The organism is Pseudomonas sp. Colony2, from assembly GCF_019382755.1.
Taxonomy (GTDB): Bacteria; Pseudomonadota; Gammaproteobacteria; order Pseudomonadales; family Pseudomonadaceae; genus Aquipseudomonas.
Window position 1 is genome coordinate 690,505 of sequence record NZ_CP080030.1, and the last position, 10,829, is coordinate 701,333.

The 10,829-nt window shown below is 63.0% G+C and carries 10 protein-coding genes; 1 reads left to right on the plus strand and 9 read right to left on the minus strand.

The window, feature by feature from the left end; all coding sequences use genetic code 11:
• On the plus strand, window positions 1-573 hold a 573-nt coding region (locus JV201_RS02845; RefSeq protein WP_219406475.1), incomplete at its 5' end, for a hypothetical protein.
• Here the strand turns inward: JV201_RS02845 and JV201_RS02850 are convergent.
• The 9 genes from JV201_RS02850 to JV201_RS02890 all read right to left on the minus strand — a co-directional run bounded on the left by JV201_RS02850 (window position 570) and on the right by JV201_RS02890 (window position 10,732).
• Window positions 570-1,580, minus strand: coding sequence for an iron ABC transporter permease (locus JV201_RS02850; protein ID WP_076018001.1), 1,011 nt, complete (start codon window positions 1,578-1,580; stop codon window positions 570-572). The two genes, JV201_RS02845 and JV201_RS02850, sit on opposite strands and share 4 nt — an antisense overlap.
• Window positions 1,577-2,524 carry an ABC transporter substrate-binding protein gene (locus tag JV201_RS02855; RefSeq protein ID WP_219406476.1) on the minus strand — a complete coding sequence of 316 codons (948 nt, stop codon included), beginning with the start codon at window positions 2,522-2,524 and terminating at the stop codon, window positions 1,577-1,579. The genes JV201_RS02850 and JV201_RS02855 overlap by 4 nt, the downstream gene beginning before the upstream one ends.
• Entirely contained in the window at window positions 2,521-3,309 is a 789-nt protein-coding gene (locus JV201_RS02860; RefSeq protein WP_102605722.1) for an ABC transporter ATP-binding protein, read from the minus strand. The genes JV201_RS02855 and JV201_RS02860 overlap by 4 nt, the downstream gene beginning before the upstream one ends.
• Window positions 3,310-3,448: 139 nt before the next feature.
• On the minus strand, window positions 3,449-5,554 hold the full coding sequence (locus JV201_RS02865) for a TonB-dependent siderophore receptor (protein ID WP_219406477.1): 2,106 nt from the start codon (window positions 5,552-5,554) through the stop codon (window positions 3,449-3,451).
• 152 nt (window positions 5,555-5,706) lie between these two features.
• Window positions 5,707-7,089 carry a PepSY domain-containing protein gene (locus JV201_RS02870; protein WP_219406478.1) on the minus strand — a complete coding sequence of 461 codons (1,383 nt, stop codon included), beginning with the start codon at window positions 7,087-7,089 and terminating at the stop codon, window positions 5,707-5,709.
• Between the two features lie 116 nt (window positions 7,090-7,205).
• Complete coding sequence (locus JV201_RS02875; RefSeq protein WP_219406479.1) at window positions 7,206-9,278, minus strand: TonB-dependent copper receptor; 2,073 nt, start codon at window positions 9,276-9,278, stop codon at window positions 7,206-7,208.
• A 93-nt stretch (window positions 9,279-9,371) separates the two neighbouring features.
• The gene (locus JV201_RS02880) at window positions 9,372-9,743 is read right to left on the minus strand and encodes a DUF2946 domain-containing protein (RefSeq protein ID WP_102607479.1); all 372 of its coding nucleotides are present in this window, start codon (window positions 9,741-9,743) and stop codon (window positions 9,372-9,374) included.
• A gap of 64 nt (window positions 9,744-9,807) precedes the next feature.
• On the minus strand, window positions 9,808-10,290 hold the full coding sequence (locus JV201_RS02885; protein WP_076017993.1) for a copper chaperone PCu(A)C: 483 nt from the start codon (window positions 10,288-10,290) through the stop codon (window positions 9,808-9,810).
• A 46-nt stretch (window positions 10,291-10,336) separates the two neighbouring features.
• Window positions 10,337-10,732: a DUF2946 domain-containing protein gene (locus tag JV201_RS02890; protein WP_177054781.1), complete on the minus strand. Its 396-nt coding sequence runs from the start codon at window positions 10,730-10,732 to the stop codon at window positions 10,337-10,339.
• Window positions 10,733-10,829: the final 97 nt, after the last annotated feature.

The following is a 10,829-nucleotide window of genomic DNA, read 5'->3' on the forward strand; positions in this document are numbered from 1 at the left end:
AATGGCGACAGCGACACTTTTATTGCCGTGCAGCCGGTGGCGGATCCGGGCCCCTCGGTAGCGGTGGGGTTGCGCCCCGACACACCGGCCTACAGCGCCTTGTTCAAAGGCGTGATGAACTTGGGCTACCCCGGCACATCGACCCGATACCCCGCCGGTTACACGGTCATGGGCGTGCAGCAGTTGTTCAAGCTCAGCGGTGAACGCCAGCGCATGAGCGATCGCTACGAAGAGGGCCTGGCCCATAACTTCATTGCCCAGAAAGAAATTCGCGGATTCGTTGAAATGCTCCGCCAGGACCGGATTGCGGGAGCCCGTTATTACTTCACTCCGGTGCAGGGCGCGCTGATTGTCTACGAGCCCAGCTATCACGAGGATGAAAGCCAGTTGCTGCGCGATGACTGGATTGACGAAGCCACAGGTGAGGTAAAGGTAAAGCCCAGCGAGGTGATCCGTCGGCTGGCGACCTCGGGCAAACTGACGATCCTTGAAACCGACCGTTTCTGGCAACCTCGCAGTCAGGTTGCGCGGCGCATGCTGCATGAGTTCAAGGAGGCCGACCAGAGCGTTTAACGCCGGCGCATCAACCCGATAAAAAACAGGCCGCCAATAGCTGCTGTGGCCACCCCGATGGGCAGGTCCTCCGGGGCGATCAGGGTGCGTGCGGCCACATCGACCCACACCAGGAACACACTGCCCAGCAGCACACACACGGGCAGTAAACGGCGATGCTCGGCGCCTACAAGGCGCCGGGCAATGTGCGGCACCATCAGCCCGACAAAGCCGATGGAGCCGCTGATGGACACCAGCACGCCGGTCATCAGCGAGGCGATCAGGAACACCTTGAGCCGCACATTGCGCGCGTTCAGGCCCAGGGTTACGGCGGTCTGTTCGCCGGCCATCAGCGCGTTCAACGGGCGAGCCATCCCCAGCAGCAACACCAGCCCCAGCAGCACGGTGGCGAAGGGAATTGCCAGCAGTTCCCAGCGCGCCAACCCGAGGCCGCCGAGCATCCAGAACATCACCGCCGAGGCCGCGCGATGGTCGCCCATGAACAGCAGCAAATTCGCCACCGCCATCATCACGAATGACACCGCCACCCCGCACAACAGCAGGCGGTCACTCTCCAGCCGACCATTGCGACTGGCCACCGCCAGCACCACGATCATGCTCAGCAACGCGCCGATGAACGCCGCGATGGGCAGGGTCAGCAAGCCGATCACTTCACCCACATGCAGCACCACGATCACCGCGCCGAGGGTGGCGCCGGAAGTCACGCCCAGCAGGTGCGGATCCGCCAGCGGGTTGCGCGTTACCGCCTGCAACACCGCACCGATCAACGCCAGCCCGGCGCCCACCAGGGCACCGAGCAACATGCGCGGCACGCGGATCAGCCACACGATATGTTCCTGCCCCGCGCTCCAGTCCACCTCGCCAACGCCGAAGGCTTTATGCAGCAGGATCCGCCACACCACGTCCACCGGTACCCGCGCCGAGCCGAACCCCAGCGAGACCACGCACGAGATCAGCAACAACGCGCCGAGGGCGCTCAGCAGCAGGGCATAGCGACGGGTGATCATTCGCCGTGAAACCCCTTGGCCAGGGTTTCAACCGCCAGCACGTTGTCGATGCCCGGCGTGGCTTGCACGTAGGGGATCACGATAAAGCGCTGGTTCTTGATCGCGTCCACCGATTGCAGCGCCGGGTTGTTCAGCAGGAACTGCTCTTTTTGCTCGGCGGTGATTTCGCTGTAGTCGACGATCACGATGACCTGCGGGTTGCGCTCCACCACGGTTTCCCAGTTGACCCGGGTCCAGCTGGCGTCCACGTCATCGAGAATGTTGCGCCCACCGGCGGCGTCGATCAGCGCCTGGGGCATGCCCAGGCGGCCGGAGGTCATGGCGCGGTCTTCGCCGCTGTCGTAGAGGAACACGCGGGGCTTGTCGGCCGGCAGGTTTTCCTGCACTTGGGCGACCTGTGCCTGCATCTGTGCGATCAAGGCATTCGCGCGGTCCTGCACATCGAAGATCTTGCCCAGGTTGCGCAGGTCGTTATAGGTGTCTTCCAGGGTGGCCGCCGGGCGCTTCATCACGAAGGCACAGGACTCGGTCAGCTCATACACGTTGATGCCCAACGGTTGCAGGGTTTGCGGGGTGAGGTCGCCACCGACGCGCATGCCGTAGTCCCAGCCGGCGAAGAAAAAGTCGACGTTGGCATTGAGCAGGGTTTCCACCGACGGGTATTTGCTCGCCAGTTCCGGCAGGCCGTCGAGAATCTGCGCCATTTCCGGGGTGACCGACTTCCAGCCGGTCACGCCGCTGTAGCCGGCCATGTGCGACTTGAGGCCCAGGGCGAGCATCATCTGGGTCATGTTGATGTCGTGGCTGACCGCGTGTTTTGGTGCCTCGGCCAAGGTCACTTCGCGGTTGCAGCTCTGGATTTTCAGCGGGTAATGGGTCGCTTCGGCGAACGCTTGAGCAGTGCCGAGCAGCAACGCGAGAGACAGCAGGGAGCGCAGGATCATGGTTGGGTTATCCAGGTAATTCGGGGGTAGCCGGACAAGGGGTGAGTATCGATCAATGCTTCAACGCCGAACACTTCGCGCAGCAATTCGGCGGTCAGCACTTCGTGAGGTGTGCCGCTGGCGACGATGCGCCCGTGGTTGATCACGTACAGCCGATCGCAGAACGCCGCGGCCAGGTTCAGGTCATGAATGCTGGCCAGGGTGCCGATGTTCAGGCGCTTGACCAGTTGTAGCAATTGCAGCTGGTAGCGTGGGTCGAGGTGGTTGGTCGGCTCGTCGAGGATCAGCAGTTGCGGTTGCTGGGCCAGGGCGCGGGCCAGGATAACCCGCTGCTTTTCACCGCCCGAGAGGGTGGCGAAGGCGTGGTCTTCAAAGCCCAGCAGGCCGACGGATTCGAGGGCCTGGCGGATCAGGTTCTGGTCTTCAAGGGTATCGCTGTCGAACAGGCCCTTGTGCGGTGTGCGGCCCATGGCGACCACTTCATCCACCCGCAGGCCGAAGGCGTCGGGAAACTCCTGGAGCACCACGGCAATGCGTTGCGCGCACCACTTCGAGGATTGCTTCCAGACGTTCTGGTGTTCCAGCAGCACCTCACCGTCAGCCGGTTTGCTGAACCGATAGGCGCAGCGCAGCAGGCTGGTCTTGCCGCTGCCGTTGGGCCCGATCAGCCCGACGAACTCACCGGCGTTCACGTGCAGGCTGGCGTCACGCAGTTGGAACTGGTGATGACAGTGCTCGTGGCCTGGTGGGGTCCAGGCGAGGGCGGTGAGGTTGAGTGAGGTCATCTTTACTCTCAGGTCCAACACAGGACAAATGTGGGGGCGGGCTTACTCGCGAAAGCGGTGGATCAGTAACAGATACAGTGCCTAACACACCGCATTCGCGAGCAAGCCCGCTCCCACATTTGGACAGTGTTGCGTTCAGTTAGAAGGTGTAGTCCGCCGTCACGAAGAACGAGCGCGGCTCGCCCAGGATCCATTGCTGGCCGTCGTTGTATTGGCTGACGGCGTAAGTGCGGTCGAACAGGTTATTCAATTGCAGGCCCAATGTCGTGTTGCGCATGGCTTTCCATGAAACGCTGGCGTCGACCACGGTGTAGCTCGGCACTTCGCTGGTGTTGGCGGTGTTGGCGAAACGCGAGTCTACATAACGCACACCCGCACCGGCACGCACGTCGTCAGTGATGGCCTTGCTCAGCCACAGGTTGGCGGTGCGACGCGGCACGTCGGTGGGGCGGTTGCCGTCGCGGGACACGGACTGGCCGTTGACCACTTCGGAGAAGTCGTCGTACTGCGCCCGCACGATCGCAGCGTTGGCTTGCAGTTGCCAGGCATTGGGCAGTTGCAGGTCGAGGCTGGCTTCCAGGCCGTTGGAGGATTGCTGGCCGACTTGTTCCTTGAGGGTGGTGCCTGGAACGCTCACCAACAGTTTCTTTTTGACGATGTGGTAGGCCGCCAGGGTCCATTCACCACGGGAATCCCAGAACGCCTGCTTGAGGCCGATCTCGGTTTGCTTGGCGGTGGACAGGCCGAACTGCTGCTGGCTCGGGCTCAGGGTGATCAGGCTGCCAACGCCGTCAGTGCTGGTGGCGTATTGGCCGTAGACCGAGGTGTCCGGGGTGATCGCGTAGACCAGGCCGGCTTTCCAGTTGTTGCCGGTAAAGGTCTTGTTGGAGTCGCTGCCATACACGAGGGAGTCACTGTCGATGTGCAGGTAATCGCGGCGCACGCCGGTGATCAGCGACAGTTTATCGGTCAGTTGCAGGCGGTTTTCGGCGAACGCAGCCAGCTGTTTGGTGGTGCTGACGGACTGCGGGACGAAGGGGCTGGCGCTTTCAAACGGCTGCGGTACCGGGTGGTTGATGTCCACCGGTTGGCCGGCGTTCGTCGGGTCATCGAACGGCGAGTTGCTGGCCAGGCGGAAGCGAATGCGGTTGTACTCCACCCCCGTCACCGTCTGGCTGTCGAGGCCGAACAGCGTGTGTTTGAAGGTGAAGGTCTGGCGGTCGCCCACCTGTTCCTGGTTGTGCTTGATGCCCAGGTAGCTCTGGCGCACCAGGCCGCCGTCGACGTAGTTGTAGCTCTCGGCGTTCTGCCAGCGCCGCTGGTTTTTCAGGTAGGACAGTTCGTTGGTGGCGGTGACGTTGTCGTTGATCTGCCACTCGCTGGTCAGGCGCGTCCACTGGTCGTTGTAGTGCTGGATATCGTTGCTGACGTTGTAGTTCTTGTCCCGCAGGCCCTTGTGCAACTGGCCGTTGATCAGCGGTGTGCCGTAGTCGTTTTGCGGGGTCTGGTCGCCGTAGTCGGAGGCCAGGGTGAAGCTCAGGTTATCCGCCGCCTGCCAGCGCAGGGCACCGCTGACGAAGTCGCTGCCGGACTCGCCGCGGTCGATGAAACCGTTGCTGCGCAGGCGGTTGATGTTCAGGCGATAGCTCAGGGTGTCGGTCAGCGAGCCGCCGCTGTCGAGGGCTTGCTGCTGGCGGTCATAAGAACCGTAGCCCAGGCGGATATGGTTTTCGATCTCGCCCTCGAAGGGTTTCTTCGCGATGGTGTTGATCACCGCGCCGGTGGCGCCCTGGCCGTACATCACCGAGGCCGGGCCGCGCAGTACGTCCACCCGCTCAACGGACCAGGTGTCCACCGGGAAGGTGGAAGTGCCCGCGCCATCGAACATGCGCGCGCCGTCGTACAACTGCAGCACCGAGCTCTGGCCGGTGAACCCGCGTGCCGACAACGAGGTACCGCCGTCGCCCGGCGTGCCGGTGCGGCTGATGCCGGTGGCCCGGGAAATCGCGTCCTGCACCGTGGCATCGCCCCGTGCGCGAATCTGCTCGCCGGTCTGGCTTTCAACGCTGCCCGGGGTTTGCAGGGCCGTGAGGTTCAGGCGTGAACCTGCCGTGGTCGGGGTGTTCAGGTCGACGCGCTCGTCGTCGACGGCGGGGGCTGAGACGGCACTGGCGGGAAGCGTCAGGGCCTGGGCAGTGTTTTGAAGGGCGAGCAGGCACAGGCCGGACGCAAGGTACTTGTTCATCGGACGATAAATCGCTTCTTCGAGACGGTACTCGCCGCAGGGCGCGGCGAGTGGGAGAACACATCAAGTGTTACAACATAACACTTTGTGCGGCGTGGGCGAAAGCCCGCGTAACACTACATAACGCCTCTAGGTAGGGCATCTCGTCAGTTTCACGCTGAACCTGAGGCAGATTCACGTTGGCCAAACCACCGTGAAAGCACCAGGCGATCCAGTGCCCAGACCACGATCAGCGAGGCGCCCACCAGCGGAAAGACAATCGCCAGCCCGAGCATGATTACCATCGCGGTTTTCCATTTCGGCAGGTCATGGCGCAACGGTGGAACCCCCAGGCTGCCCTGTGGCCGACGCTTCCACCAGATCACCACACCGCTGACGGCGCTGAGCAGGATCATCAGGCAAATCAGCAGCACGATGATCTGATTGACCACGCCAAACATCTTGCCTTCGTGCAGCATCACGCCCGATTCGGTAACCCGCGCCACGCTGTTGTAGTGCTCCCAGCGCACATCGGCCAGGACCTTGCCGGAGTATTGGTCCACATGCAGGGTGGCGTCATTGCGCGGGTCGTTGGCGAACACCGCGAGGGTGAACACGCCTTCGGCAGTGGTGGGGAAGGTGATGCTGTAGCCGGGCTCGACCTTGCGTGAGTTGGCGAGGTCGACCACCTGTTGCAGGCGGATACTCGGGGCTGCCGGGCCCTGGCTCATGCCGGCGTGCTTCATGTGCTCGGCATGCTCGCCAGACATCGGCATCGGCGTGTTTTCCATGGCCCACGGCACGGTTTGTTGGCTCGCGGTGTTGAGGCTGCGGGCCTGCTGGTCGGACTGCGGCACGTTGTTCCACATGGCCGCCGGGAATTTATTCCACAGGTCGGCGTATTGCTTGCCCCAGAAGCCGGTCCAGGTCATGCCGCTGAGCAGCATCACCAGCAGAAACGCCGCGCCCCAGAAACCGGCGACCGCGTGCAAATCGCGCCAGAACAAGCGACCGCGGCTGCCCAGCCGCGGCCACAGAATGCCCGCCGCCGACTTGCCTCGCGGCCACCACAGATACACGCCCGAAATCACCAGCATCACACCCCAGCCGGCGGCCAGTTCCACCAGGCGATCGCCGACGGTGCCGATCATCAACTCGCCATGCAGCGCGCGGGCGATGGCTTGCAGGTTGTACTTGGCGTCCTGTTCGCCGAGCACGGTGCCGCGATACGGGTCGACGAATACCGTCACTTCGCGCCCGTCGTTGTGCATCACGAATTGCGCGCTGCTGGTGGCGTCGGCAGGTGGCAGGTACTTGCTGATCTTGCCTTGTGGATAGGCAGCCTGGGCACGTTGCAGTTGCTCGTCGGCACTCAGCGCGTGTTCGGCGCTTTGCACGGTCAGCAGGTTGCCATACATCAGCGGGTCGAGTTGGGGTTTGAACAGGTAGATGATGCCGGTCAGGGCCAGCAGCACCATGAACGGCGCGACAAACAGCCCGGCGTAGAAATGCCAGCGCCAGGCCAGGTTGTAGAAGGAAATCTTCGGTGGGTTCATCAGGGTGCTCCGCAAAGGCTTGGATTTTTTGTGTTATCGAGGACGCCATCGCGGGCAAGCCCGCTCCCACAGGGGAATGCATTGCAACTGTGGGAGCGGGCTTGCCTGTGATGCGCTTAGAAGCTCATGTCCACCTTGGTCCAGAGCGTGCGCCCCGGTTCCTTGATGGCTTGCGGGTCATTGGCCGGGTAGCCGAACCCGGCGTTGCCGGCCAGGTTCAGGTGCTCGGCGTACGCCTTGCCGAACAGGTTGTCGACGCCGGTGCTGACCTTGAAATTCTTGTTGATGCGATACGCCGCGTTCAGCGAGAACACGCCAAACCCCGAGCTTTTGTCGAAGTCCTTGCCCACCACGTTGCCCTTGTTCTGGTCGATGCGGTTTTGCGCCGCGACCACCCGCCACAAGGCGCCGGCGCTCCAGTCGTCCTGGCTGTAGGTGAGCCCGAAGCGCGCATCCAGCGGTGGGATCTGCGGTAGCGGTTTGCCGTCGCTGGTGTTCTTGCCCCAGGCGTAGGCGAAGGTGGCATCGGCCTTCCAGTTGGCGGTCAGCTTGTAGGCTGCGCCCAATTCACCGCCTATGATTCGCGCGTCCACATTGCGCGCCTGGGAGGTGGTGCCCATCATTCCCGGCTGGTAGTCGAACAGGATGAAATCACGCACCTGGCCGACGTAGCCCGAGGCCCAGGCATCGAGATCGGCGGATTTGTATTGCAGGCCAAAATCCAGCTGGGTGGTTTTTTCAGGCTTCACACCGTCGAAGGCATTCACGGAACCGACCGACCCGGTGTCGGGAGAAAACAGCTCCCAGTAATCAGGGAAACGCTCCGAATGCCCAAGCCCTGCGTACAGGGTGGCAGGGCTGTCCGCCAGATCGTGCTCGTAGCGCACAAAGCCGGACGGCAGCGTATCGGCGCGGGTTTTACCGGCGGTGGGGTTGGGGCTGCTCATCATCCCGGAGCTGATGGTTTGCCGGAAATCCTTGGCCGAGGCGCGGTCGACGCGGGCGCCGGTGATCAGGCGGTCGCGGTCGGCGGCATACCAGGTCAGTTCGCCGAACACCCCGTAGTTGTGGAAGTTGGCGTCCTTGCTGCGGGGCAGGTCCTTGTAGGTGTCGACGCCCATGGCGCTGCGTTCGCGGTGTTCGTTGGTTTGTGCATCAATGCCGCTGATCAACTGCACGTCGGCCCAGCGCCACGTGGCCTTGATACGGGCGCCGAGGGTGCGGCGGTCGACGTTGGCCGCCATGGGACCGGCCATCATCCCGGTGCCCGACGGGACGCGCAGGGTGTAGTTGTCCATCACGTGGTCGGCGTAGTTGTAGTAGACCTGCGCTTCGACCTTATCCAGCACCTCGCCGATGTTCGATTTCTCGAAGCGCAATCCGAGGCTCTCGCGCAAAAACTGCGAACCGTCCATGCCACGCCCGGCGTAGCGGGCTTCGCCATCGCCACGGCCGGCGGTGAGTTCCAGCAGGGTGTCGGCGTCCGGGGTCCAGCCCACGGCCACGTCGCCGTTCCACTTGTCGTAGCGCGAGGCGACGGTGTCGTTGTTGCCGTCCTTGTAGTCATCGGCGTGGGCCTGGTTGCCGATCACCCGCACATAACCCAGCGGCCCGCCGGCTGCTGCGTCGACGACTTTGTCGAAACGCCCGTTGGAGCCCGCCAGGATGCTGGCGTTGACCCGCGTGCCCAGCTCGCCGAATTGCTCGGGCTCGCGCTCGAACAGGACCGTGCCGGCTGAAGCGCCCGGGCCCCAGAGCACGGTTTGCGGGCCTTTGATCACGGTGAGCTTGTCGTAGGTTTCCGGTGAGATATAGGAGGTGGGCGCATCCATCCGGCCGGGGCAGGCGCCGAGCATCATGCTGCCGTTGGTGAGGATGTTCAGGCGTGAGCCGAACATGCCCCGCAGCACCGGGTCGCCGTTGGTGCCGCCGTTGCGCACCAGGGCGAAGCCGGGGATGGTCTTGAGGTAGTCGCCGCCATCGCTGGCGGGCACCGGTTGGCGCGGGTCTTTCGGGTTGGTGACGACGGTCAGTGGTGAGCTGGGGGCAATGGCGGTGATCACCGTCGGGCTCAGTTCGTTCTGGTCGGCAGGCTCGTCGGCGTGGACCTGAGGAACCAGCAGCGCGCCACACAGAACGGCGAAAACGGGAGTACATCCCAAACGGGTGTCAGCAGAAAACCTGGACATGAAAAATTCCATCATTCATTCGTAAACAACACGGCCAGCAGCCTGCGGCTGTCTGTCTAAAGTCGGCCGGGGTGAAGTAACGGTGTGAAGTGCTTACGCGATGATGGGCGGGGCGCGGCTGCGGGCGCCGGGGAACACGGTTTGCCGGGCATGGCCCAGGCGTGGGGCGGGGGTCAGGGCGTTGGCGGGCGGCGGGCTGCCGAGGGTGACAAACGACACGCTGCCAGGCAGCGCCGGGCAACTGAAGAGCAGGCTGCAATAGCCGCACTTTTCCCAGAGCACGTGGTGTTCGTCGGGTGCTTTGTGGTGATCGGTCGCAGGCTTGGCGTCGCCATGGCAGCTCGGCGCGTCCATGGACATTTCCATCGACATGCCGGCGTGATGATCCATCGGCATCGCTTGGGAAATCAGCGGACCGATAAAGATCATCAGCATGGCGAACAGGCTGATCCAGCTGCCGCGCATAAGGCCTACAGGCTTACGGCGGTGCGGGGACAACCTGGCGCGTGGGGCGCCCATCGAGGTTTATCTATTGGGCGTGCATGTGTTCGTGGCCGGCCATGGGCGGCTGCTTCTGCACTGACACTTCCACCTTCACTGGCCCGGCCTTTTCAAAGTTCAGGGTCAGCGGAAAATGCTGGCCGTCGCGCAAAACGCTGCGGTCCTTCAGGTCCAGCAGCATCACGTGGTAGGCCATGGGCGCGAACGTCAGGTCACCTTTGGCCGGCACCGCGACGCTGGTCACCTGCTGCATCTTCATCAGATCGCCCTGCATCACATGCTCATGCAGTTCGGCCTTGGCGGCCACGGGCGTGTCGACGCTGAGCAAGCGATCCGCATGCTCGCCCTGGTTATGAATCACGAAATACGCCGCGACGGTCGGCGCATTGGGCGGCAGTTCCTGGGACCAGGGTTCGCTGACCACCAGTTCGCCGACCTTGAAGTCTTCGGCATTGGCAGCAGCACACACCGGCAGCAACAACGCAGCCAGAAGCAGGGAAGATTTGAGCATGGCAGTTCTCCAGAACGGTTCTAAACGCAGTTCACTTGCGAAGAAATCAGACCGTTGGAGAGGCGCGGGGGTTAAGGCTCGGCCATTGCTGGCGCGGGGTGGGGGATTGCAATGACGGCGGCGGCAGGTCTTGCACCGCGTCGAATCGTGCGAAATACAGTGTTGGTGAATGCCCCGGCAGCGCCACTAATGGCGCCGAGCCCGAGCAGCACCAGCAATGCTGCATGGTGGAGTGATCGTCTTGCTGCGGCGCCGGAATCTCCAGCTTGCCCAGGGCAATGGCCGTCAGCTTGTTGGCATTGGAGGAGCAGAAACTGCCCCACAGCAGTTGCTTGACCGGGTCATCCGCCTGCTGCATCGCACCCGCCAGCGGCATGGCAAACGCATTGAACAGCACTGCAAAGCAGGCGATCCAGGCAATTGCAAAGCGTTGACGGGCCATGGCGGACAATCCGTAGGGTTAAGCGATCAGGTGGGTATTTAGCCTGATCGGGGAGGATAAGTAAAAAGGGGCGGTGTGGTTTGGTGTCGCAGTGCTA

Coding starts and splice junctions, on each gene's coding strand:
- JV201_RS02860 (WP_102605722.1), bottom strand. CDS start 3,309: ATGACCTCACTCAACCTCACCGCCCTCGCCTGGACCCCACCAGGCCAC.
- JV201_RS02850 (WP_076018001.1), bottom strand. CDS start 1,580: ATGATCACCCGTCGCTATGCCCTGCTGCTGAGCGCCCTCGGCGCGTTG.
- JV201_RS02885 (WP_076017993.1), bottom strand. CDS start 10,290: ATGCTCAAATCTTCCCTGCTTCTGGCTGCGTTGTTGCTGCCGGTGTGT.
- JV201_RS02880 (WP_102607479.1), bottom strand. CDS start 9,743: ATGCGCGGCAGCTGGATCAGCCTGTTCGCCATGCTGATGATCTTTATC.
- JV201_RS02855 (WP_219406476.1), bottom strand. CDS start 2,524: ATGATCCTGCGCTCCCTGCTGTCTCTCGCGTTGCTGCTCGGCACTGCT.
- JV201_RS02865 (WP_219406477.1), bottom strand. CDS start 5,554: ATGAACAAGTACCTTGCGTCCGGCCTGTGCCTGCTCGCCCTTCAAAAC.
- JV201_RS02890 (WP_177054781.1), bottom strand. CDS start 10,732: ATGGCCCGTCAACGCTTTGCAATTGCCTGGATCGCCTGCTTTGCAGTG.
- JV201_RS02875 (WP_219406479.1), bottom strand. CDS start 9,278: ATGTCCAGGTTTTCTGCTGACACCCGTTTGGGATGTACTCCCGTTTTC.
- JV201_RS02870 (WP_219406478.1), bottom strand. CDS start 7,089: ATGAACCCACCGAAGATTTCCTTCTACAACCTGGCCTGGCGCTGGCAT.